Below are 24,494 nucleotides of genomic sequence, written 5' to 3' on the forward strand. Positions count from 1 at the left end.
GCATTCCCTCCCGCTTAAATTAAGCTTCATTATACACAAAAAACGTCAACCCGCTCCAGAAATGACGTAAAAATGAGGCCAGGGACCTTCTTTACGCACTTCAGGGGTTGACGTTTCATTTGAATCAGCTTTTTCTTATTTACGAACTACGGTATAGCCTTTATCCTCCAGCAGCTTCACGACACCGTGATCGCCCAGGTAATGGCCTGCACCTACCACAATGAAATACTCTTCATTTTGGCCGTTCTTCAGGTACCCAGCAATCTTATCAGCCATCCCGATATTGCGGTCTACGAGCATAGCCTTATAATATTCCTCGTCTTCAGCCATGCTATTGGTCATCTCCAGCAGGTCCTCATCACTACCCGTCTTCCACATCTCGGCCATTTGATCTACGCTATCGTCCAGCTCATCATAATTATCCAACACGGCCTTCAGGTTCTTCTCTTGCAGTTCCTTGGAGAAGTCGTTGAACATACTAAGTTGGGATTCATAGGATTCGAGTTCAATAACCGGCATATTCCGTTCTATCGCTTTCTGAACAAAATACAAATCTACTCCCGCAGAGGCCTCATATCCCGACTGCATCCATTTCAGACTGCTGATTGTGGTCTCCGCTACCCAAGGCTTAAAGGCATCCAGCGAATTAGCCTCCGCCCCGGCCTGCTCCAGGATCTCGCCCAGCTTGGCGTAGGTTTCGCCGGAAATATGATCCTTCAACGTGGTTCCATCCTGATAGGTCCCCAAATCCGTAATCAGCTTCTGATTAGCCTCATCGGCCGCCTTGCTGACATCAATCTCCACGCCAAGATAGTCCGCTTCAGCAAAAGCTTCCTCAAACTCCTCACGGAGCGGATAGAAGCTGTCATCGGCAATATGCATGGAGCCTACCAGGTAGACCGTATTACCATTGCTCTCGACCTCCCACAGGAAGCCCCGTCCACCTGACTGGACGGTATCGGGAGCCGTCTTGGACAGCAGGAAGACAGTACGGGTAGCCGCATCCCAATGTACATCATAGCCTGCTGCCTGGCCCACTATGCGAATCGGTGCATAGGTTACGCCATCAACCTGAACGAGCTTGCTCTTGAGTGTGATGGTCTGACCGTCGATTACCGCAGTAATCGTATCGTCCGCAGCTTCCGTTAAGGTTCCATCCAAGGCTTCAAGTGTAGCTTGTAACGGAACCAGGGCTGTGCCTTGTTCAATGATCGGTGTATGGGCATCATAATCCAGCAAAGCCTGGTCAACCTTGACCGCCGCATCCTGTGGAGCCGCCATAGCCGGTACCGCAGTAACCAGTAAGCTTGCCGATAATGTTAAGGATAGTAATAACCTCTTCCAATGCTTCATCAAAATAATCCTCTCCCTGCTCTTTATTTTTTATATTTTGTAAGCCTTCATCGCCTTGCGCAGTTCCTTGAAGGTCGGACGTTTACCATATAGCAAGACGCCTGTGCGATAAATCTTCGCGGATAACCACCCGAAGACGAAAATGGCAATAACTAACACTACTAACGATAAGACAATCTCCCAGATTGGCGGTGAACCGATACCTACCCGCACGATCATTGATACCGGCGAGACGAAGGGAATATAGGAACTCACCTTCATCAATAGTGAATTAGGTGTACTAAGGCTGAAGATACCGATATAGAAGGCGGCCAGGGATAGCATGGTGATAGGCATAACCGCCTGCCCCAGTTCCTCTGTACGGCTCACCAGCGAGCCGATTGCCGCAAACAACGTCGCATACAAGAAGTAACCAAGTACATAGAAGATTAACCCCAGAATGAGTACTTCGACGCGAATATCGGATACATTCAAGTTGAAGTCAGCCAAGACCGACCGATTGTAAGGCAGTGAGATGTTCAGTGCAATAACGCCGGCAAAGATGCCGATTTGCAGCAGTCCGATATAGAACATCCCGATGATTTTCCCGAACATCTGGGCCAGTGGAGACACGCTGGTAATGAGAATTTCCATAATTCGCGAACTCTTCTCCGCAGTGACCTCAGCCGAGATCATATTCCCGGTCATCATAATCGTCATAAAGAACAGAATAATCAGCACGTAGACCAGTACATAATTGAATACCCCGGCCTTTTCCCCCTCCGCTTGCGCTGTACCGGTAGAGACCTGAGCTAAACCAAGCTGTACAGGAGCATTTAAAGCCGCGATCTGCTCCTCGCTGAGCATCCCCTTGGTCAAATATTCTGCCTTGACGTTTTGCAGGGCGGCTTGCAGCGTCATCTGCAGACCCGGACTAATCGTGCCGGATTCCGAGGTATAGGTAACCGTCGGGAAGCTTCCCTCTGCACTTTGGCCAAACATAAGGTAACCATCGATCTCCTCGGCTTGAACCGCCTGACGCAGCACAGCCTCCTCCGCATCCTCGTAAGGAACCAGCTTGTAATCTTCCGTAGGCTGTTTCTCTATATAGGCTTCCAGCGATTTTGCCAGCTCGGCTTGTTCGTTATAAACGATACCGATCTGCTGCGACGACGCTTCCCCTCCTCCAGTAAAGCGGTCGATAAAGTACGGCACATGAAGACCTACAGATACCAACAAAGCCAGCACCAGCGTAGTGATTACGAAAGACTTCGTTTTCACCTTATTCATGAATGTAAAGGCAATTACCGTCTGCATTTTATTCATTGGATTCACCTACCTCTTTGATAAAGATTTGATTCAGGGTTGGCTCCTTGATTTCGAAATGCTCAACGACACTAAGTTCCATCGCCTTGCGTAAAATCTGCTGTGCGGCCGATTCTTGAGTTATGCGAATCACATACCCCCGGTCGCTACGATCCACCCGTTGCACGCCCGGAATTTCTTGTAGCCCCATGACCTCTCCAGCCGTATGCAAGACCACCTCTTCACGGGGGTAGCGCTTCTTAATGTCCTGTAGGCTGCCTTGCAGCACCGTTTGTGAGCGGTGCAGTATCGTAATGTTCCGGCACAATTCCTCCACATGCTCCATCCGGTGCGTGGAGAACAAGATGCTCGTTCCCTGATCCCGCAGTTCCTTCACCGTGGCCTTCAGTAACTCCACATTCACCGGGTCAAGCCCGCTGAACGCTTCATCCATGATGACCAGCTTCGGCTTGTGAACGATGGCGGCAATAAAGCCCATTTTCTGCTGATTCCCCTTGGACAGCTCCTCAATTCTTTGGTCGTAATATTCGGGTACATCAAAGCGGTCCAGCCAGTATTTCAGATTCTTATCAGCCTCCGCTCCATTCATCCCCCGTAGACGGGCCAAATAGATAATCTGATCGCTCACCTTCACCTTAGGATACAACCCCCGCTCCTCGGGCAGATATCCCATCAAGGATTGAAGCTCCTTGCTGTACGGCTTGCCATGATACGTTATATGTCCACCGTCCGGATAGATCAAGCCGAGCACCATACGCATCGTTGTTGTTTTGCCTGCGCCATTGGCCCCCAGGAGGCCGTAAATCTCCCCCTCTTCAACCTGTAGTGAAATTGGGCTTACCGCCGTCTTCTCTCCAAACTGCTTCATGACCTGATTTAACACTAATGGATGTGTCATACTCTCTCTCCCTTCCCTGTTTCCTATTGATTAATCTCATGAATAAGTTGCTGCTTCTGGAGCAAGTCCAGCAGGCGGATAACCTTGCATCCACAGTTCCAATATTTCTTCAAGCTCCAGACTTCGGGTTTGCAGGACCTGTACCCCGCTATTCTCAAGCACTTGCTCCAGTTCACCAAGATGAGGCTCCTGCACCACCAGCTTGCTAAGAGAAGGTCCTTCCTCCCGAATCACCACAACTCCTGGCAGATCTTTCAGCCCCACTCCGGCGCTACGAACCCATACCTCTCGCCAACTGTCAAAAAGCTGATCCTTCTCTATCATTCCCATTGTTTGTCCTTGATGAACAAGTACGATGTAATCGGCCAAACGTTTCACTTCATCTATGACATGCGTGGCCAGCAGGATGGTTACATCTTCTTCCATGCATTCCTGGAGTAACTCAATCAACTTCTTCCAAGCAAAGGGATCCAGGCCTGATGACGGTTCATCCAGCAACAGTAGCTTGGGCCTGGTCGCCAGAGTAGCCGCAATTTCGAATTTGCGTCGTTCTCCCTTGGACATTCGATTTAAGCGCTCATGATAAGGAACTTCAAACCGATGCAGTAACTCTTGCAATCGTTCCTCATCCCAGGTCGGATACCAACGTGAACGAAATCGTGCCGCCTGCTCAGCAGTCATTAAGTTCTCTTCACTCTCAGGTACTTCCCCTACGTATCCCAGTTGCTGATGTACTTCCAGCGGCAGTTCTCCAGCATAGGCCTCACCAAACCAGCAGATGTCTCCTTCTTCCGGCCGGAGGGTCCGCTGAATCATTTTCAGCATCGTACTCTTTCCCGATCCATTAGCTCCTACCAACGCTACGACGTACCCCTGCGGAATTTGCAGGTGAATAGGGCCGATCTTTTTTCTACGGCGGCGCTTCACGACTCCCCGCAGTTCCACAGCCAGGCTTTGTTCCATAAGTCTCCCCCCTTATCGCTCTTACGTTGCTTTATATCTTTGCTCCATCATTTGTGTAAATAAACGAGTTAGCTCTTCTTCATCATAATTCAGTGATTTCGCAGCATCGATTGCGGCCTCAAGCGCCTTCCATACGACGGCCTCACGGTATTCATCACGTTCCTGCGAACTAACCTTGGCTACAAAGGTGCCTGTACCCTGCTTCGTACGGAGCAGGCCTTCGTTCTCCAGATCCTGGTACACTCGACGAACCGTGATTACGCTACACTTCAAGGCACTTGCAAATTCCCGGATCGACGGCAACAATGTTCCTTCTTCAATCTGCCCACTAACAATCAGTGACTTGAGCTGCGATTCGATTTGATGATATAGCGGCTCAGCGCTATTCTCATTGATTTGAATGGGAATCCACACCCTTTACTCACCCCCGCCTTTGCACGATGGCATGTTCCTCATTATGCCAAATCCCTCATCCCCATTTTCCGCCTCGTGATCATGCTTAGAAGAGAAAGTCCAATTCCTCCAACAAGCAACGTCCCCCACAGGAGCGGAGATAATAGGCCATACCGCAGGGAGAAGTCCAATGTGATCTCTATGAGATTAATTCGCCACACATTCATGATAATAGCCACCAAGCCCAACATAATCATGAAAAGCAACGTTATCCAGAAATAGACTCGGCCGCTAGTGAGAAATTCATAATAAATGAAGACTCCGTTAAGTAACAAACCATATCCTAGCCAGGTGAACGCAAAAGCCACAATCGTATCTGCCTCTAACCATGAATTACCCATCATGACCAGAAAGACATAAAACGCCACGTAAAAAAACAAGCTGTTTACCAATATTGCCAATGCCAACTGGGTCAGTCTCCCTCGCATTATGGTGTTTAACGGAATTGCCAATGTCCGATAGTAACGGAGCAACTGCGTATAGGAATCTTCCTTGATGTAATTAAAGTTCCTGCGGGAGAAGAAGAACCCTGTCAGAGGGACAACCGTCAGCATCAGGTAATTGCCCAAAGGTAGCCACATAAACTGTGATTCATCTCCTGAATGAACGATCGTGGCCAGTATTAACCCCAGATACAACATGAAAATGACACTTGCGATTACGTAAAATCGGTCATGGCGCAGCTCTCTCTCCGCGAGAGCCCATGCATCCTTCCATGGATTCAACACGCATCCACCTTCCTTCATTCCTTTACAGTATTAACAGTATGTGAATATACAAAGGTGTGTATACTGTATATATCTTTATACACACTATATACTGTGCTTTAGCATGAAGTCAAGTCACGTCATGGTGTTTTATTGCACATAAAAAAATAGCGATGCGAAGGAACTCTCCCTCGTATCGCTATTTTCATGACTTCATAAATTCATTACATGCCGAGAATAACTTCCCAGACCGGCTTCGTATGACCGCCCGGATAAAGCAGATACAACAGCACATATACCGCTACACCGGTGATTGCCGTCAGGAACCAGATGATTGAGGTAACCTTGCCCCACTTACGGTGCTTCGCATACTTCGCCTTGAAGCCCAGTACCAGTGTGGTAATCCCAAAGACCGCGGCTACTGTTGCCAAGATAATGTGGAAAATCAGAAAGGTCTGATAATAGCCCTTCAAGCTGTCGGGTCCTCCCCATGAGGTATTGCCAATAAACACAGTACGGGACATATAAATGATGAAGAACAGCAATGCAGCGACAGCCGCCGCGATCATGGTCTTCTTGTGGGTTTCCCGCTTGCCCTTAATAATTTGCCACCATCCGATCGCTACCAGCACGGCACTGATGACGATAAAAGAAGTGCTGATCGTCGGGAACAACATATAAAGATCCAAGTTTCTTCCTCCTAAACGGTGAGTTTCTTATATTTTTAAAGCCTCAAATGATGGAACGAGGCGGTATTTCTTCTTCGGCAGACTCCCGATTCTCCTGCTTGTACCATTGAACGAAGACGTAGGCCAGCATGGAAGCGAAGATGATCTCCTGAATGAACTTCATCAAAATGCCCCCCACCTGCTGGTCAATATCGGGTGCCAGGTAACCAAAGAACTCCGGGCCTCCAAACTGGCTAAGCAGCATAGAAGGATCGCCGGACACACAATACCCCATCGCTTGTGACCATATGGCAGGATCGCTGTAAGTAGCGTATAAAGGCTCCTTAGCAAAGATAATCAAACCACAGGCCGGCGTCAAGAGGACCATATTAAGAAAAATAAATCCCAGCTTCTTCAATCCCTGCACTCCTGCCTTCTCCGGCAACGGAGACGCCAGCGTCCACCACATCAGCACCGCCGCCACAAACAAGACAATATAATACAGACGATGTATCCCAAAATGGAGCATGACATAGTCATGCACGACGGGGAGGTGATAGAAGGAGAACAGTCCATTGAACACCACCGCAGCAACTACCGGATGAACCATGAACCGTAACTTTCTTAGTGGAGTCGCACTTAACTGGTCCACAACCCGTCTCCATATCCAGGGCGGAAGCCCGAACATAAGCAGCGGAGGAGCGACCAGATAAGACAAAGCCATACTAATCATGTGAAAGCTGAACATGATATGCCCTAGTAGCTCTATAGGACCCCCTTGAGCCAGGTAGAGCAAAAACAGGCCAAGAATAAATAAAGCTTTCCGAAAGGCCGGTGTCGGCTCGCCCGAACCCCATCTTTCTGCTCCCGGACCAATCAGTACAATGTACCCTCCGAGCATTAGCAGAATGACAGCCAGAAATACCGGACTCCATACATCGGCAAAATTAAAATATTCCAACCCCAGCACGTCAATCCCTCCCTTCCTGCCGATGTGAGTTCTGTCCAAATTGTGAACAAGCCCCTAATAACAGACAAAAACGGTGACAGCATCCCTCAAGAAAAGGGTTCAACAAGAACCCACCTATAAGGAATGGTACCGTTTCTGCAAAAAGAATTTCCGCCTGAAATTATATTACCACATCTACCACCACATCCAATACAATGCGGCAATTATGGCCAAGAAGGCTACGAAGAAGCCGCCGGCCATAAAGATAATCGGGATCATATGCCCTTTATCCTTCATGTGCATCCAGTAACCAAGTTGGACCAACACTTGCAATACAGCCATCACCAGCAGCAAAATCACGGTAAAGGCCACATTCACCTCTCCGGCGGCCACCGCCGCAAATGCAATCAGCGTCAGGACGATGGAGAATATAAAGGCGATGACATGCTTCTCCGGCCCTTCATGTCGCTGACGCCGCTTCACAACCGGAGCCCGGCCTTCCGATTCCTGATTGACCATATGCTAAACCACCCTTCCGAGCAGATAAACGACCGTAAAGATGAACACCCACACCACGTCGATAAAGTGCCAGTACATCGCGGCCACATAAATCTTTGGCGCGGTAACCACGGTGAGTCCCTTCTTCATCAGTTGTCCAATCAGCAGTGCAATCCAGACGATTCCGAACAGTACGTGCGCTCCGTGAAATCCAACCAGCGTATAGAAGGCTGAACTGAAAGCGCTGGTCGTCATGCCATATCCCTTGTGTATTACATATTCAGCAAACTCATAAATTTCCATTCCCAGGAAGCTTAAGCCCAGCACAACCGTTGCTCCCAGCCAAACAGCCAGCTTCTTCTTGTCTCCCCGATGCATGGCCTGAATCGCAAATACGCTCATCAAGCTGCTAACCAGGAGAATAACCGTCATGGCCGCTGTTAGCGGCAGATGGAACAGTTCCTTGGCGGACGGACCATCTGCGACTTGATTCCGCAGGGTCAGGAAGGTCGCGAACAAGGTGCCGAACAGTACGGCCTCACCGCCGAGGAACAACCAGAAGGCCAATATTTTATTGCGTCCTTCCAGCGTCGCCTTCTCCGGCTCGGGCGGAAGAGTCTCCGCTGTGTTCAGCGTATGTGGCGTCGTCATGCTTTGACCTCCTTCCCGTTCAGTTCCTCCGGCTCAATATGCCAGCCCGGATCATCGTTCAAGGAACGAAGCAACATCGAGATGAACGTAATCCCGAGACCGATGCCAACAATAATGTATTTGTTGAAGAGGAAATTAATCAGGCCGTTCCCAAAATCATCATTCGTAAACATAAAACCCAACCCCGCTATGAATAACCCTACGGACATCATGAACGGTAAAATAGTTGGTGAAGGCATATGAATCGGTCCTACCGGTTCCGCAGGTGTCATCTCGCGGTTACCGGCCACCTTCTCTTTCCAGAAAGCATCGATACCACGCACCAGCGGAATCTGCTTGAAGTTATATTCTTCCGGCGGAGATGGAATGGCCCATTCCAGTGTACGGCCATCTTCCCAGGCATCCGCAGCAGCATCCTGCGGCCGCTTGGCCGTGATAGCCACATTGACCAGGAATATAATCACACCGACGCCCATCAGGAATGCACCAATGGTACTGACCAGGTTCATCAGGTCAAACCCCTGATTCGGCAAATACGTAAATACGCGGCGTTGCATCCCGATCAGACCCAGGAAATGCTGAATGAAGAACGTCATATGGAACCCGATAATGAAGGTCCAGAATTCCCACTTCCCCAGCCTCTCGTCCAGGACACGGCCAAACATTTTCGGCCACCAGTAATGCAGACCAGCAAACAAGCCCAGCACCAAGCCCCCGACAATTACGTAGTGAAAGTGCGCCACTACAAAATAAGTATCATGGTATTGATAATCGGCAGGCGCCGAAGCCAGCATTACCCCCGTTACCCCGCCCATAACGAAGGTCGGAATAAACCCGGAAGCGAACAAGTTAGCTGTGGTAAAACGAATCTGGCCACCCCACATTGTAAAAAGCCAGTTAAAAATTTTGATCCCTGTTGGTACAGCAATCAGCATCGTAGCAATGGAGAACAAGGCGTTCGCAACCGGTCCCATACCCGTAGTGAACATATGATGCGCCCAGACCATGAAGCCAAGAAAAGCAATCAGAATCGTAGCAAACACCATCGAGCTATACCCGAACAACCGCTTACGGGAGAAGGTGCTAACCACCTCGGAAATCATACCAAAGGCCGGCAAGATCAGGATATAAACCTCGGGGTGCCCGAATATCCAGAAGATATGCTGCCACAGCACCGGGTTCCCGCCATTCGCTACATTAAAGAAATTGGCGTCCAGAATCCGGTCAAAAGTCAACAGTACCAAGCCCACGGTAATCGCCGGGAAGGCGAACAAGATCATGGCAGACGTGACGAAGGTGGTCCAGGTGAACATCGGCATTCTCATGAACGACATACCGGGAGCCCGCATCGTAATAATCGTCGCCAGGAAGTTGATTCCGCCAATCAACGTACCCAAGCCCGCAATTTGCAGACCAATAGTGTAGAAATCAACCCCATGCGTCGTACTGTACTCTGTGGTTGATAGCGGAGTATAGGCGGTCCAGCCTGCATCCGGCGCTCCGCCCATAATCCAGCTCAGGTTCAGCAGCAACCCGCCGAACAGAAATGTCCAGAATCCCAGGGAATTCAGGAAAGGAAACGCCACATCACGCGCCCCGATTTGGAGCGGAATAACAGCATTCATCAGTGCAAAAATAATGGGCATGACACCCAGAAAAATCATTGTAGTTCCGTGCATCGTAATCAGTTCGTTAAATTGCTGCGCGGTTACAAAATCATTCATTGGCTTGGCAAGCTGAATGCGGATTAATAAAGCCTCAATCCCGCCGATGCCAAAGAAGAAGCCGCCAGCCAGCAAATACAAAACGGCGATTTTTTTATGGTCGACTGTCGTCAACCAATCCATCAACCCCTTGTGCCGCTTGACAGTGTGAGCATGAGCCAAGGTTTGTACCTCCTTTAAATTCCTATCCATCCGGTTCATCCTGGGAAGACGATTTTTTCAACAACCTCTAGTAGAGTACAAGTTCAAAAAGTCGGGTTTACAGGACCGAGAAGGTTGGATGAAGCCAGGGACTGAGTAGCGGAGCGTAGACAGATCTACGTGAGCAACGGAAGGCCCGGCTGAATTCAAGATTCGATGTCGAACACACTTCTCGAACAGCTTCGTTCTGGAAAGACGATTTTTTGAACAACCTCTAGTAGGATAAGGTGCTGTTCGCCAGATACTCGGCGATAGCCTCAATCTCGGCATCAGTCAGCCCCAGGTCCTCCTTCGGACTCGGCATCTTGTTGCCCGGTTTCACCTTCTGCGGGTCAGTCAGCCACTCGACTAAGTTGTCCTTGACCGGCTTTCCATTGATTGGATTGCCAGAAGCCTCGGCGTTATGTAAAATACTCGCCACCGTCTCCCGATTGCCGATACCCGTCAGGTTAGGTCCAAGCGGGCCTCCCTGATCGCCTACTGCGTGGCAGCTCAAGCATTGCGCCTTGAACACTTCGGCCAGCGCCGGGTCTTCAATCGTCTGTACCGGAGCTTTCATCGACTCAATCCAACGGTCGAACGATTCCTGGCTTACGGCCTTGACCTTGAACTCCATGAAGGCATGGGAGGTTCCGCACAATTCGGCGCATTTGCCCAGGAATACCCCTTCATTATCCGCTTCCAGCCAAGCCTTATTGATCGTTCCGTCCGTGTTGGTATCCGTCTTGCCTCCCAGCGAAGGTACCCAGAACGAGTGCAAGACATCGGCCGTCTTCAGTTCAAGGGCAATCTTTTTCCCTGTTGGAATAATCAAATCCTGAGCCGTTGTTATCCCGTATTCCGGGTAAGTAAATTCCCACCAATACAAATGCGAGGTTACTTTCACCTTGACCGCATTGGCATCCTTGGAATAATCCTCTCCAAAAGCAAATACCTTCTGTACCGTGGCTACCGCCAAAATCAGAACCAGTACCAGCGGAATCGCCGTCCAGAGGATCTCCAGCTTATGGCTGCCTTCGACCTGCTTAGGAATTTCCGTCTCCCCGGGCTTGCGGCGGAATTTGATCCATACATAGGCAGCGATGCCGAACACCACGAGCATTACGGCTACCATGATGGTAATCGACAACGTAATCAGCCCAAGTTGGCCTTGCGCCACAGGCCCTTGCGGCCTCAGCACAGACAGGTCTTCACGGCCACATGCGGACAGGATGAGCGACAGCATGGCAAACAAAGGCAATAGCCGCCTTACAGCCTTCCACGATTTCATCATTGATCTACCCCACTTCTTACGTTTTCTTCCGTTTCATTTCATCATTTCTGCACATACCCTTAAAAAATTGCGATTAATACCATGAAAAGCATGTTTATGTCAATTATAATGATCACCTATTAAATATATGATTGAACCCCTTTTTTGTCAATGATTCAACATCGGTTTCCAGTCTATTGGAAACCAAGAAAACCTGTGCCACACAAGGATTTATTAACGGTTTCTATTTTTTACCGCACTCTTGAAAGGGCTCTCACAAATGGACCGAAAAAGAGTATTTTTTCAGGTTGCACATTACGTGATTTTTTGACATATTTCTAAACTTTTCGACATTAAGGCGCAAAAAAAGAGGGGTTGCCCCCTCTCTACTCTCCGCCAGACAGCACCACCGGTCCATCCTCCGTGATAGCCAGTGTGTGCTCATAATGTGCACCCAGACTTCCATCGGCCGTCCGAATGGTCCAGCCATCATTTTCCCATAGGACAGCCCCGGTCTCACCGCCGGTAAATATGGGTTCAATGGTGATTACCATACCTGGCTGCAAGGTAACCCCTGTATGCGGACGGCCAAAATTCGGCACATCAGGCGCTTCATGCATGACTCGGCCAATGCCATGCCCAATCAGGGACTTGACAATGCCGATCTTGGATGCCTTGGCTACTCGCTGTACCGCATAACCGATATCACCGATCTTATGTCCTGGCACAGCCTGAGCAATGCCTGCCAGCAGGGCTTGCTCTGTTACCGTCAGCAAGTTCTCAGCCTCCTCGCTAACCTCACCGATCCGATACGACCAACCCGAATCCGCCAACCAGCCCTTCCTGTTTACCACGATATCAATCGTTACGATATCTCCCGCCTCCAGCTTTCGCGTCCCGGGAAACCCATGGCACACCACATCGTTGACGGAAGCACAGGTCGCGTAGGGGAAGCCGTGATACCCCTTCTGCTCTGGAATCGCCCCACGTTTAGCCAGGAATGATTCCACAAAGGCATCAATCTCCATCGTTGTTATTCCCGGTCCAATCAGATTTGCAATGCCTTGATGGCATTCCGCAAGGATGATACCCGCCTCGCGAATTCGGGCAATCTCATCTTTTGTTTTTAAACGAACCTTCACGTTCCATTGTCTCCCTTCCATACTCCACTTCCGCCTCCAGCTCATCAAGACAGCTTGGCTTAGACAAAAAAACGTCCCGGACGCATCACTTACGCGCCGGAACGATCATATACTTGCCTTTAAATCCATCAAGAAACGGAAGAATTCATCTTTCCCATCTCATGCTCTACTAGGTTAGTCAATTCCTCCTCATAGCCGCCCATAATACGATATTTACGAACATATTCTTTCACGAACTTCTTCGGATCTTTAGGTTTAAAGATTCGGGTCATTTCCCGTAAACTTTCTTTAACTTCATCATGACCTTTCGTTGCCATAACTCTTTCCCTCCCAGAACGTTTAAGGTAAATGCTCCGATTTCGTGACGCCGAAAAGTGTTTGGTGAAATTCTTGAAGTCGTGCCGGCTATTCAGTTGTGGAAAAACCTCCTACTGTCTATTGTATCATATTCAGAAACAGGTTTCAGCTTTCTTCCAAACATACATTTTTGCAAGCGTTTTTTTCATTGTACGCTATTTCTTCCCAGAAAATGCAGAAACTCCGTAAGCGCAATGCTTACGGAGTTCATGCCAAACCCTGATTAATGCCTGCTAGCTGCCGATCACGGCCAAGCGGTTCTTTCAGGTGAAGGCTCGTCATATAGTGGGTGATGAAGACATCCTTTTCTCAGAAAGAAGGTTGGCCCATGTCCCCATTCAAATCATCTACTGGTCTATACGAGAACGTCGCAGGTTTCTTATGCTACCTGTTCGCCTTTGTTGGTGGCGTCGTCTTTCTCGTGCTCGAGAAGCGCAGCCGGTTCGTCCTGTTCCATGCTCTGCAATCGGTCATGCTGTTCGGCGGACTGATGTTGGCCCATGCCCTGTCCGGCTTCTTGCCCGTGATTGGCGTGGCTGTCAGCATGCTGCTCTCGCTGCTGGGTGTCACCCTCTGGGTTGTGCTCATGCTGGCAACCCTGCAAGGCAAGTGGCTAAAGCTGCCTTGGATTGGCGAACTAGCCGAGAAGCAGCTTCACCGGATGTAGCCGGAGCCGGCGAATGAACCTAAGATGTGCGGGGCTTCTAGCCTAATTGCCGGCTTGTTCCGGTTCCGCCTTTATCGATTTGTGGCCCTTCAACCCGTTAAACAGCAAATTCATGACAATGGCGGTAAAGCTACCCGCCACAATGCCGTTATCGACCAGAATGCGCAGCCCCGCCGGCAGACGGTCGAAGATTTCCGGCAAGACGGTGACGCCCAGCCCCATCCCTACGGAGCAAGCGATAATCAGCAGGTTTTCATGCCGATTCAAATCCACTTGATCGCCCAGCATCCGAATACCCGAGGACAAGACAAGCCCGAACAAAGCGATCATGGCTCCCCCCAGCACGGATGTCGGTACGAGCTGCGTCAATGCGGCAATCTTCGGCACAAAGCCGATCAGCACCAGAAGTCCTCCGGCAACAAAGATAACGTCGCGGGTTTTGACCCGGCTCATCTGCACCAGACCCACGTTCTGGGAATAAGTCGTATACGGGAAGGAATTGAAAATCCCGCCCAGAATAATAGCCAAGCCTTCCGCACGATAACCGCGTGTCAAGTCCTTGGAGGTAATGTCCTTACCCACGATCTTGCCCAGTGCCATAAATACGCCTGTGGATTCCGCCACGCTGACGATCGCCACAAGAATCATCGTCAGAATTGCGGAAGCATGGAACGTTGGCTTGCCGAAGTAGAACGGCTGTACCGTATGGAACCAGCTTGCTTCCTTCAGCGGTGTCAGGTCTACTTGTCCGGCAAAAGCAGCGACAAGCGTACCTGCAAGCAATCCGAGCAGTACAGAGATAGAACGCAGGAACCCCGTGGCAAAGCGGTTCATGAGTATGATAAACAGCAGCACACCAAAGCCTAATGCCAGGTTAAACGGGCTACCGAACTCAGGATTCACCCCTGGATTGCCTCCGCCCAAATCAGAAATGGCTACCGGAATTAACGTGACGCCAATAATTGTCACGACCGATCCGGTAACGACCGGTGGAAATAAGGCAATTAGTTTGCCGAACAAATTAGCAAATAAAAGCACAAACAGACCCGAAGCAATGATCGCCCCATAGATAGCGGACACCCCTGCCCCATCCTCTAATCCGATAGCAATCATTGGCGATACTGCCTGGAACGCACAGCCAAGCATGACCGGAAGGCCGATGCCGAAGAAGCGGTTGCCCCAAACCTGCAGCAAGGTAGCAACACCACAAGCCAGCAAGTCAATGGCAATCAGATACGTCATTTGCTGATGCGTAAAGTCCAGCGCGCCCCCCACAATCAGCGGCACGATCACAGCGCCGGCATACATAGCCAGAACATGCTGCAAACCTAGCGACAACGTCTTGATCGGATGACGGTGTCTTTGAAATACTCTCTCTTGTTCCATGTAAATCCAGTTCCTCCCCAGTGTACCCGTAATTTATATTTATAGTGTGTGTTCAAAAAGTCAGGTTTTCAGGATCGAAGAACAACCTCGTCCTGGGAAGATGACTTTTTGAACTACCTCTTAAATGATTGTTCAAAAAGTTAGGTTCTCAGGACCAAGAAGGTTGGATGAAGCCAGGGACTGAGTAGCGGAGCGTACGTAGTGGGTACGTGAGCAACGGAAGGCCCGGGTGAATTCAAGATTCGACGCCGAGTCTACTCCTTGAACAACTTCGTCCTGGGAAGATGTCTTTTTGAACTACCTCTTATGGTGTTACGCTTGCTCTACAAAGGTCACCTTGCCCTCATCCAGCGAAGCGATACGCACCAGCGAATCCACGCGGTAGCCCGCTTCCGCGAGCAGACGTGCTCCCGGCTGGAATGACTTCTCAATGACAATGCCGATGCCGGCCACACTGGCTCCGGCCTTCTCGGCTACGCGGGCCAGACCGAAGGCGGCCTCGCCATTCGCTAGAAAATCATCCACGATCAACACCCGATCCGCCGCCGACAGGAATTTCTTCGACACCGTAATCTCGTTCGTTTCTTGCTTCGTGAACGAGTACACCTTTTCCACAAAAATATCGTCCTTAAGCGTCAATGATTTATGCTTGCGGGCAAAGATCATCGGCACATTCAGTTCCAACGCTGTCATGATCGCCGGGGCAATTCCCGAAGACTCGATCGTCAACACCTTCGTAACCCCCGCATCCGCAAAGCGCCGGGCAAACTCCGCCCCCACTTCCTTCATCAGCACCGGGTCCATTTGATGATTCAGGAAGGAGTCCACCTTCAACACTTGATTCCCCAATACGATGCCTTCCTTGATGACTTTGTCTTGTAGCAGCTTCATTACAGCTTCCCCCTTGGTCTTCTTTAACATAATTCAAGACATATGCAGTTGCAGTCCACGTCAAAACGCAAAAAAGCCCATTCCCTAATCGGAAATGGACGTGCAGACAGAAACCCTATTCGTCGCTTGAGACAACCGAAAAAAACAGACGTTACCCACGCCCACCGGCCCCGAGCCAAATTCATAGCGTTCCCCGTAGTCCGATCATTCCGGTGATCAGGTAGAGACATGCAAGCCCATTCTTGCACTTATACGAGAAAATAATTTTCACTTGGTACACAATGTTAGAAGTATAACGCAAATGTACGCGGGAATGGAAGAGGGATTTGGTGGGTCCGGGAAAAGTTGTTAAAAAGTTTTTCGTTTTTGTGTCCGCCCCAACGCGACATCTATAAAGGTCTGGAATTCCGCGGTAGCAAATGGTTAAGGAGGGACTTCAGCTCCCCATCCTCTTTGTAAGTGGTCTCGCCCGTATCCAGGTGGCGCACACGAATTTCTTCATAGTCTGCGCTGGCCTGCGTCGGCTTGAAGATGAGGTTCTCCCGGTCTTCTAACCGTAGATGGTAGCCCATGTCTTCAAACATTTGCAGAAGATCGCTTTCGTCCGGTAGCTTCCCTGGGTCAATGAAGATTAATCCCCTCAGCTCCTTCGTGCCATCTTTATGTACAACATCGAAGTGTACGATGCATTCCATATGCCTCACGCTCCCGAAATGATAGTTGCGGCATTTAGCTTCCCCTGCCGACTTCATAAGCATACAGCCGCCGGAGCAGAACCCCGGCGGCTGCGTACTTACTATATATTACGGACATCCCCGCCGCTTGGGCGGTTCATTTTATTACAACAACGTGAACTTTTGCATTTACGATCAAGCCAGCTAAGTACTTCATGAGTTGGAATCGCCCCGTATTGGGCTAAATTTGCTCCGAGCCGCAATGCGGACACCATTTGGTTCCCTTGACCAGAATTGAACCGCAAATTTGACATTTGACCGTAGCGACCCGAGTCTGTGGCGGCTCCTGGACAGTTTCCTCCGTCTGTGCCGCGGCTTCCGCCGTTTCCGTCCATTTGCGGATGCGAAGATCCAGATCATCCTGACGTTTGCGCTCCCGCTCCAGGTCACGCTGCAAACGCTCTTCCTCTTCGGGATCGAATTCAGCCTGTGCCGGTTCAAGCTCCCGCTGTGGTGTACGATATTCGATCTGATCCTCCTGCAAGGTAGCTGCCAGCAGCTTCTCCAGCTTGCCATCCACCTTGGGCTCGCTTGTGTGAGATTCGCTGGAGGCAAAAGCGTCCTCTTCTAGCAGCGCATTTACCCCCGGAGCGGCTATTGCATCGATTGATGTGTCCTTGACGCTCGCCTCCGTGTATTCCTCCTTGGCTGCTGCCGGCTTAACCTTTAACAGCTTATGCCCACAATACTGACAGAACATGGCCTCCTCCGCGACACTCCGTCCGCAAGCACCGCATAGGCGTTCATTCTTCAATTCAGCCACCTTCAAGCGAATCTCATCTCGCTCCTCAGTGAGCAAATCGCAGGTCTTGGCCAAGTCCAGCATTTCCTTATCCGCTTCGGACATGTCCTTTTGTCGGTAAGCATCGTAAAAGACCTCACCCATTTTTTGAAAATATAACCCAAGCTCTCGTTCGATATTTGAAATTTGCGTATTTAGCTTTCCGATCTCCACGACATTTTGCGCACGATCGGTCACCTTTCCCGCTCCATCTTTCAGTCGTTGTAAAATATTCATGAGATGACTCCTCCCCGCGAAATATTCATTATCATACCAGATTTCACGCCGCTATGAAAACCGACTTCCGACTCAGGACGCGGCTTCCACGCTTTGGAAAGAAAATGGTATTCAATTCCATAAATGATTTATGGCATGAATAGGTAGTTGAATAAGGGGCTTTTTCCCAGAGTCGACTCCTTCAAATTTTAATTTTTCTTCGAATCCTTACCTTCCTTTGACTGCTCTGAATAATAAGTATTGAGCAATTGGTCCAGCTCTTTAGATTTTTTTAGTACCTGAGAAGCGGAAATCCCGTACTTTTGAGCCAGTTTATGCATCTCCAGACGCTTCTTCTCAATGGGCGATTTCTTCATGCTGTGTCTTTCTCCTCTCTTTCTCCCTCCTTATATTAGTATAGGTTACTAAAAACAAGAAAAAAATAAATTAAAAAAGAAACGATCTCATGATTGAGATTCGTTTCTTTGTCGTTGTATCGTGAGTTAACCGCCTTCACCATGAGACATGGTTTGAACAACGATTGGTGGTACAAGGCTATTACCATTACCTTCGACTTCTATGAAGTCTCCCTTATACAATACGGCAATGTTCAACAAAATCAACAGGGTAGCCATCCACTTCTTCATTCCCGATCACACCTTTCATAATTTCTAGATACCGACTCGTCTGAGCCGGATTGGCTTGATTACGATATTTCTCAAACCAAGCTACACAAGTGATTGAAAGCTTATTATTTGATAACATCATCCACTGCAATGACAGCAGCAGATAGTCAAGCCCGAGAGAAATCAATCCTTGGTTAAAATTGTAGAGTGCCAGTCCATAAAAAAGCTGCATTCTACGTGTTGCACTAAATGCTGGATCGTAATATGTAATTCCATCGGTCGAAATATTTGTAGTTAGTTCCTGTATCTCTTGTTCAAACCGTGGAAGAACTGAATTAACATCATGCTTATGACGCAGTGCGGCCTCAATAATAGTGATTAGCCCTGGCAAACGCTCAGCCTTATGACAATCAAGAAAGTCCACATAGTCCGTTAAATATTTGAACTCACCTAACAAAATATATAAGTTCAGACGATTGCCTTGGGCGAAAACAGAAAGTCGTTCTACTTCCTTCAGGCCTCTTTCATCCAGGCTACTAAACCAACTTAAATCCTCGTAAGACTTTATATACTGAAAGGCTTCCCCATACCTTCCTTGTTTCTCCAGAGCATTACCCCTGAGTAAAAAACTTTGTCCATAGTAGACCACCAATGGTCTCTCTGCTGCTTCTCTGGCCAGGGAGTTCCTCGGTGCTTTTTCTTCCTGTCGAAGACAAATTTGGGCACAATCCAGCATGTCTAGGCAACACTTCTCAACATCATCCCACTTCTTGAGGATGAAATGTACATTTGCCAGTTGCAACAAGGCATCAAGCTGATGGTGAATGGACAGGCGTTTGAGATAAGGCGAGAACCTGATGGCAGCCCGGTAATATCTATCAATATCCAGTGGCTGACTAATCTCAGCGCGAAACCATTTATAGTGGCTAATGGCAAAACGCTCGGAGTGTTGTTTTATTTCATTTTGCACCACACACCGATACAAAGGAATAGCGTCAACTTTACGTCCAGCCTTATACAGCTCCTCCGCCATTTCGAACACAGCCGCTACATATTGTGGCTCTTCCATAAGCCGATCTAATACATCATCAACCAAGTCCCACCTTTGCAGGTCAAGACAACGCATTAGTAAAACTTTTACCCGCCGCCAATGAGGCTTCTCTCTGAAACACTCTTCAACGTACTCCGCGTACAACCATCCTTCCGGGTGGCCCAGAGCTTTAGCCAACTCGTCCAACAGAGGAACAGGAATAAGCTTCGTCAAACGATTCAAGCTGCTGCTTAGCAGTCCTCGGTTGACAGCCATCTCTCTTGATAGGCTCGTTATGGTATAGCCTTGCTTTACCATTTCTCTTGTAATGACTTGTTGAAGATGATGCGGCTCTGTTTCTATGGCCTGCATTGTGCTTAATCACCTCTAAATTGTCCTTCATAATACTTTTACCATAAATAATTCTCTATTGGAAGGTTTATACAGTAAATGAATCTGGAATTAAGTCACAATTTTAGGGAAAGTGTCGAAGAAGTGCGTAATAGCAAGGTTTGCGGAGGGAACAAAGTAGCTGCTGTTCGGATAACTGTCGAGGTAGAACGTATGGGTTAACACTTAAAGCCAAAATAAAAACCAAATTAACTGGAAAAGCTCCATCTAATTTTCCACTTTTCAAGTGGAATAGAGAATTAGCGGGAAATACTCCAGTTAATTTGAACAATAATTGAGTTTTTGGGTTTATCGGCTGAATTAGCTGGAGCTTTTCCATCTAAATCGCGAATTGTATGCTATAAACCGAAATTAGCGGGAGAATTTCCCGTTAATGTGTTAACGGGAGGGCCCAGCCAAGGCCAAAGCCGCGCGTCACTGCGGCTTGGTGCGCAGCGTGGCGGCGAGTTCCTCCGCCCGCTGCATGACCTGGCTGACGACCAGCGTCAGGCCGGTCGCCGCGCCCCGCACGCCGGGCAGCATAGCCGCCCACGGCGCCGGGTCCGGGCCCTGCGGCACGCCCGCAGCCGCAGGGCCCACAGGGCCGAGTTCCACGTCCACGTCGTGGAACTCCGGCGCGGGCTCGTGCAGCCGGCCTTGCTCGGCTGCTTCGGCCAGGCGCTCGGCCAGTACTTGGCCGAGCGGCCCTGCTGCGGGGCGCCGCTCGCGCTCGCGCGGGCCCGCAGCCCGGCGCAGCGCCGCATCGGCGTCCGCCAGCGGCGCAGCCGCGGCCCACGCCGCCCAGACGGCGGCGAGCAGCGCCTCGCGCGTCCAGCCGAGCAGCCGCAGGCGCTCGGCAGCACCGCTTGCCCAAGCGGCGGCTACGGCCGCTTGGGCCGCAGCGACCCAGGCGCAGGCCGGGTCGCTGCAAGCGCAGCGCGTAGCTTCCCGCGAGCCGGGTTGCTGCGCCGCGGGAATGCTCTCGTGCTCGTGCTCGCGCTTGGTCATAGCGCGAACATCATCTCCCGCCGCCTCCCCACCAAGGGCCTTGGCTCGTTTGATCGCGTCATCTCCCTGGACCTCCTCGCCAGTAAGATAGCTCGCACCTTGGCTGGCATCCTCTTGTGCCACCAGCCAAGGCACCTGCTCTGGCAACAGAGGTAGCAGCGCTGCCGTGCCTTGCTCGAGCAAAGCCGCAATCCGGTCAGGTTCATGCTGAAGTCGCTCCACGACGGCTTGGCGTGCCTGTTCTACCGATGGGCTGACCGGAATCAGCACCGTATGTCCCACCGCTGCGGCTACCTTTAACCCATCTGTGTCCAGATGAATAGCGCTTTGTAATTCCTTTAACTGCTGCCCGGATTCTATTTTCTTAGCTTTCTGTCCATTTCCAGACTTATCTGCATCACCCGTGCTCATCGGTAACCTCCTCCCGGCTCGCCAAAGCCTCCCTGTTGAAGCATAATCAAGCTTTGCAATTCTTCATCGTTCATTTCAGTCAGCCATTGCTCACCTGAGCCAACCACTTGCTCTGATAGCGATTTTTTACGTTCAATCAGTTCGTCAATCCGCTCTTCCAATGTTCCCTGACAGATCAGCTTATGGACCTCTACGTTCTTGCGCTGACCGATACGGAATACCCGGTCTGTCGCCTGATTCTCTACCGCGGGATTCCACCATCGATCATAATGGACAACATGATTGGCACGAGTCAGGTTAAGACCCACCCCGCCCGCCTTCAAGGACAATACAAAGATCGGTGATCCCTCACCGTCCTGAAAAGCCCGGACCATCTCATCCCGCTCTCCCTTAGGTACAGCACCATGTAGAAAAAACGGCCGCACTCCATATTGCTCTGTCAAACGCTCTTGCAGCAACTCGCCCATTCGCACATATTGTGTGAATATCAGCACCGCTTCCCTACTGTCCATAATCAGGTCCAGTAACTCCTCCAAGCGCTCCATCTTGCCAGAACGTACCGATGCAGCCGATTCTGACGGGCGCAATGGGCCCCTGGCCAACACAGGATGGTTACAGATTTGCTTCAAGCGGGTAAGCGATGACAGCACCAGGCCTTTGCGGGCCATGCCCTCATGCTCGCCAATTCGACCCATGAGTTCATCCGTCACCGAGCGATAAAGGCGAACCTGCTCCGTCGTCAACGTGCAATAGGACTTTAATTCGATCTTCTCCGGTAAATCCTTGCGAATATCCGGATCGCTCTTCAGACGACGCAGCAGAAAGGGCGCTACTAGCCGACGCAGCTTCTGCAACTCATCATTGGGTTGCTCAACGCCTGAGGCGAATCGGGAACGGAAGGAGGCCTGTGTCCCCAAATAGCCCGGATTTAGAAATTGAAAGATAGACCACAATTCACCCAAACGGTTCTCCACCGGAGTTCCTGTCATCGCGATGCGGTGGGGTGCATTAAGCTTCATGACACTTTGCGCCTGCTTCGTACCGTAGTTTTTAATATATTGCGCCTCGTCCAGTACGACCGTGCTCCACTCAACCGAACGCAATTCCTTCGCATCCCGACCAGCCAGTTGATAGGTCGTAAGCAAAACATCGCCATCAGCATACTCTTGTACGAAACGTTCCCCCCGGTGACGACTGCTCCCATGGTGTACATACAAGCGCAGCTCTGGCGCAAATCGCACAATCTCCCGCTGCCAGTTGCCAAGTAGCGAAGTCGGACAGATGATCAGACTTTTGCCTGGAGAGCTATTAACACGGTCCAGCAACACCGTAATAACCTGAATAGTCTTGCCAAGGCCCATGTCATCAGCCAGCAACGCACCGAACCCTAAATCTCGCATAGCCGAGAGCCATTGGTATCCACGCTCCTGATATGGACGTAATGTCCCCTTCAACCCTTGTGGCACAGGCCTTGGGTCCGGATGACGCACGACTGAGCCGGAGACAAATGCGGATAGCATGCCTGAGGTCTCCACACCTTCGATATCTACACCTTCAAATTGCACGCTTTCTTCCCCGGCAGACAGATGCATGAGATCGCGGAACAAGAGCGTACCTTCCTCACGGCGCTTCATAAACTTTAATACCTGACGAATCTCCTTGACGTCTACTTCAATCCATTCCCCGCGAAAAAAAACAAGCGGGTGCTTCGCCGCCGCAAGCTCTGCCAGTTCCTCACGGCTTACGCTTTGGCCCCCGAGCATGGCTTCGGCCTCAAAGGTGACAAGTTGCTCGATTCCAAGCTTGGGAGTTCCTCCGGTCGCAGTCCCATCGGAACCTGCCCAACCTTCGGCTTTGATACGAATACCAACGGATCGCCTTCCCTCTCGCGTCCACTTTGAGGGCATTTGTATAGTAACCCCATGCTTACGTAGCATAGGTACGGATTTGCTTAAGAAATGGTATATGACCTCCGGCCCGAGGATTAATTCCTCCGGTCGCCACAGCTTCATGGCATCTGCCAATTCACCAGAGAGGCTGGCAGCCTTGCTCAGCCGAAGCAACAACGTCTCCTGAACATTTCGGTACAACACACCCTGAATATACATATCCGAGCTTGGGTAACTCCAAATCAATCCCGCGGGTAGCAGCACAGAGCTCTCTTCTACCCCTTCACCCCAAATGCTCAATTTCCAAGCTGCCATCCGTGACAGTCGCGGTTCCTGCTCCCCGTCATCTCTCTGATCTCCACTGTCCTTTTCTTCAAGCATCGGCTCCAGTCGAAGGCACAGCCGAAGACTATCTGTACGCTCATCTTCGGCTTCCGCATCTTCAGCCTTGGGCCGCGTCCCTCCAGCCTCATCTACCGCTTGGGTCAGACTGGCTAGCTCAGCCGTAACTGCTTGAATATCTGGCGGTTGCCCTCCCGTTAACAAGCTGTTCCACCACAATTCGGGTAGCGGCGAAGATCCCCGGCGATAATCGGCGCGGGCAGGATTAAGCTTCCTTCCTAAGTCCCGTACCGCTCCCCGTGTTTCATAATCGATCATCGCTGTCATGAAATTATGCAGAATTGCCATTTGGCGCTCCTCTAGCGTGCTTCCTTCCTCTGAGGGCAGGCTTTGCACTGCTGCAAGGCAGATGGGTGGCATCGAGCCAGCGAGAAGCCGGAACCGTTCTTCATCCTTCGGCTCCGTTAGCAACGGTCCCCAGACCGCTTGCACCTGTCCTTGGGCTCCCCGGCGCCGCGTACCCGAGACAGGTGACGGACGTACTGAAGGGGCAATGCGTCCTCGTATTAACAGTTCAAGCACGAACCGCGCCGCATTGCTCCAGTAGCCCATCTCCGCTCCAGGCTTGAATCCACGCTGCTCCCAGGCCGATTCATCCCAGCCGAGCAGCAACTGCCAGGTCTTCTCCACCGGCAACGTCAAGCCCTCCAGCGTACGGCCAACTAAACTGCGGCGTTCTCCCGTCTTGGAAGATTTCCGCAGCGTAGCGTACGGGAAGCGAATTTCAGCCAGCCGCAATAAGGCATGCTGAAACGGACGATCCCCAGATTCAAGTTCCACACGCCTTAGCACTGCTGTCCAGGCGTCTACTTTGGATTCCGATAATTCCCCGGAGAAGCAGAATAGCACCTCCCCGAGCCAAATTCCATACAGGCGTTGATTCATGATGATCTCCCGTCGATATCCTAATTCATTACTAATATCTTATACGAAAAGCGAACC

The 24,494-nt window shown here is 50.4% G+C and carries 23 protein-coding genes and 1 riboswitch; of the genes, 1 reads left to right on the forward strand and 22 read right to left on the reverse strand.

Going from position 1 to position 24,494, the window contains the following annotated elements; genetic code table 11:
- Positions 1-135 precede the first annotated feature (135 nt).
- The 14 genes from AC1VOR_RS13140 to AC1VOR_RS13205 all read right to left on the reverse strand — a co-directional run bounded on the left by AC1VOR_RS13140 (position 136) and on the right by AC1VOR_RS13205 (position 13,081).
- Entirely contained in the window at positions 136-1,353 is a 1,218-nt protein-coding gene (locus tag AC1VOR_RS13140) for a TraB/GumN family protein (protein ID WP_482618413.1), read from the reverse strand.
- A gap of 30 nt (positions 1,354-1,383) precedes the next feature.
- Positions 1,384-2,658 carry an ABC transporter permease gene (locus AC1VOR_RS13145; RefSeq protein ID WP_482618414.1) on the reverse strand — a complete coding sequence of 425 codons (1,275 nt, stop codon included), beginning with the start codon at positions 2,656-2,658 and terminating at the stop codon, positions 1,384-1,386.
- Positions 2,651-3,556, reverse strand: coding sequence for an ABC transporter ATP-binding protein (locus tag AC1VOR_RS13150; protein ID WP_482618415.1), 906 nt, complete (start codon positions 3,554-3,556; stop codon positions 2,651-2,653). Before AC1VOR_RS13150 ends, AC1VOR_RS13145 begins: the two co-directional genes overlap by 8 nt.
- 36 nt (positions 3,557-3,592) lie before the next feature.
- On the reverse strand, positions 3,593-4,519 hold the full coding sequence (locus AC1VOR_RS13155; protein ID WP_482618416.1) for an ATP-binding cassette domain-containing protein: 927 nt from the start codon (positions 4,517-4,519) through the stop codon (positions 3,593-3,595).
- A gap of 21 nt (positions 4,520-4,540) precedes the next feature.
- Complete coding sequence (locus AC1VOR_RS13160) at positions 4,541-4,933, reverse strand: GntR family transcriptional regulator (protein WP_482618417.1); 393 nt, start codon at positions 4,931-4,933, stop codon at positions 4,541-4,543.
- 41 nt (positions 4,934-4,974) lie between these two features.
- Entirely contained in the window at positions 4,975-5,700 is a 726-nt protein-coding gene (locus AC1VOR_RS13165) for a hypothetical protein (RefSeq protein WP_482618418.1), read from the reverse strand.
- 203 nt (positions 5,701-5,903) lie between these two features.
- Positions 5,904-6,368, reverse strand: a complete 465-nt coding sequence (locus AC1VOR_RS13170; protein WP_482618419.1) for a DUF420 domain-containing protein — start codon at positions 6,366-6,368, stop codon at positions 5,904-5,906.
- Positions 6,369-6,411: 43 nt separating this feature from the next.
- A complete protein-coding gene (gene ctaG, locus AC1VOR_RS13175; RefSeq protein ID WP_482618420.1) occupies positions 6,412-7,317 on the reverse strand; it encodes a cytochrome c oxidase assembly factor CtaG in 906 nt (301 codons plus the stop codon).
- Positions 7,318-7,491: 174 nt separating this feature from the next.
- A complete protein-coding gene (locus tag AC1VOR_RS13180) occupies positions 7,492-7,815 on the reverse strand; it encodes a cytochrome C oxidase subunit IV family protein (protein ID WP_059049802.1) in 324 nt (107 codons plus the stop codon).
- A gap of 3 nt (positions 7,816-7,818) precedes the next feature.
- Positions 7,819-8,445 (reverse strand): cytochrome (ubi)quinol oxidase subunit III, encoded by a 627-nt coding sequence (locus AC1VOR_RS13185; RefSeq protein ID WP_482618421.1) that lies wholly within the window; start codon positions 8,443-8,445, stop codon positions 7,819-7,821.
- The gene (gene ctaD, locus AC1VOR_RS13190; protein WP_482618567.1) at positions 8,442-10,292 is read right to left on the reverse strand and encodes a cytochrome c oxidase subunit I; all 1,851 of its coding nucleotides are present in this window, start codon (positions 10,290-10,292) and stop codon (positions 8,442-8,444) included. The genes AC1VOR_RS13185 and ctaD overlap by 4 nt, the downstream gene beginning before the upstream one ends.
- A gap of 292 nt (positions 10,293-10,584) precedes the next feature.
- Complete coding sequence (gene coxB, locus AC1VOR_RS13195) at positions 10,585-11,643, reverse strand: cytochrome c oxidase subunit II (RefSeq protein ID WP_482618422.1); 1,059 nt, start codon at positions 11,641-11,643, stop codon at positions 10,585-10,587.
- 365 nt (positions 11,644-12,008) lie between these two features.
- Positions 12,009-12,764 carry a type I methionyl aminopeptidase gene (gene map, locus AC1VOR_RS13200; protein ID WP_482618423.1) on the reverse strand — a complete coding sequence of 252 codons (756 nt, stop codon included), beginning with the start codon at positions 12,762-12,764 and terminating at the stop codon, positions 12,009-12,011.
- Positions 12,765-12,892: 128 nt separating this feature from the next.
- Entirely contained in the window at positions 12,893-13,081 is a 189-nt protein-coding gene (locus AC1VOR_RS13205; protein ID WP_059049806.1) for a hypothetical protein, read from the reverse strand.
- Positions 13,082-13,449: 368 nt separating this feature from the next.
- On the opposite strand from AC1VOR_RS13205, the gene AC1VOR_RS13210 reads away from it, so the two are divergent.
- Positions 13,450-13,788, forward strand: a complete 339-nt coding sequence (locus AC1VOR_RS13210) for a DUF4870 domain-containing protein (protein ID WP_059049807.1) — start codon at positions 13,450-13,452, stop codon at positions 13,786-13,788.
- Between the two features lie 42 nt (positions 13,789-13,830).
- Here the strand turns inward: AC1VOR_RS13210 and AC1VOR_RS13215 are convergent, their stop codons facing one another.
- From AC1VOR_RS13215 to AC1VOR_RS13250, 8 genes are all read right to left on the reverse strand, one after another.
- Positions 13,831-15,174: a nucleobase:cation symporter-2 family protein gene (locus AC1VOR_RS13215; protein WP_482618424.1), complete on the reverse strand. Its 1,344-nt coding sequence runs from the start codon at positions 15,172-15,174 to the stop codon at positions 13,831-13,833.
- Between the two features lie 312 nt (positions 15,175-15,486).
- Complete coding sequence (locus AC1VOR_RS13220) at positions 15,487-16,065, reverse strand: xanthine phosphoribosyltransferase (RefSeq protein ID WP_482618425.1); 579 nt, start codon at positions 16,063-16,065, stop codon at positions 15,487-15,489.
- 176 nt (positions 16,066-16,241) lie between these two features.
- Positions 16,242-16,341, reverse strand: a riboswitch (purine riboswitch).
- Between the two features lie 113 nt (positions 16,342-16,454).
- Positions 16,455-16,760, reverse strand: a complete 306-nt coding sequence (locus AC1VOR_RS13225; RefSeq protein ID WP_059049810.1) for a hypothetical protein — start codon at positions 16,758-16,760, stop codon at positions 16,455-16,457.
- A 220-nt stretch (positions 16,761-16,980) separates the two neighbouring features.
- On the reverse strand, positions 16,981-17,817 hold the full coding sequence (locus AC1VOR_RS13230) for a zinc ribbon domain-containing protein (protein ID WP_482618426.1): 837 nt from the start codon (positions 17,815-17,817) through the stop codon (positions 16,981-16,983).
- A gap of 188 nt (positions 17,818-18,005) precedes the next feature.
- Entirely contained in the window at positions 18,006-18,173 is a 168-nt protein-coding gene (locus tag AC1VOR_RS13235) for an aspartyl-phosphate phosphatase Spo0E family protein (RefSeq protein WP_482618427.1), read from the reverse strand.
- A gap of 214 nt (positions 18,174-18,387) precedes the next feature.
- Positions 18,388-19,824, reverse strand: coding sequence for a DNA-binding protein (locus AC1VOR_RS13240; protein WP_482618428.1), 1,437 nt, complete (start codon positions 19,822-19,824; stop codon positions 18,388-18,390).
- Between the two features lie 453 nt (positions 19,825-20,277).
- A complete protein-coding gene (locus tag AC1VOR_RS13245; RefSeq protein ID WP_482618429.1) occupies positions 20,278-21,261 on the reverse strand; it encodes a hypothetical protein in 984 nt (327 codons plus the stop codon).
- Complete coding sequence (locus AC1VOR_RS13250; protein ID WP_482618430.1) at positions 21,258-24,437, reverse strand: DEAD/DEAH box helicase; 3,180 nt, start codon at positions 24,435-24,437, stop codon at positions 21,258-21,260. Before AC1VOR_RS13250 ends, AC1VOR_RS13245 begins: the two co-directional genes overlap by 4 nt.
- Positions 24,438-24,494 lie beyond the last annotated feature (57 nt).

The organism is Paenibacillus sp. 1SOY10, assembly GCF_056836745.1.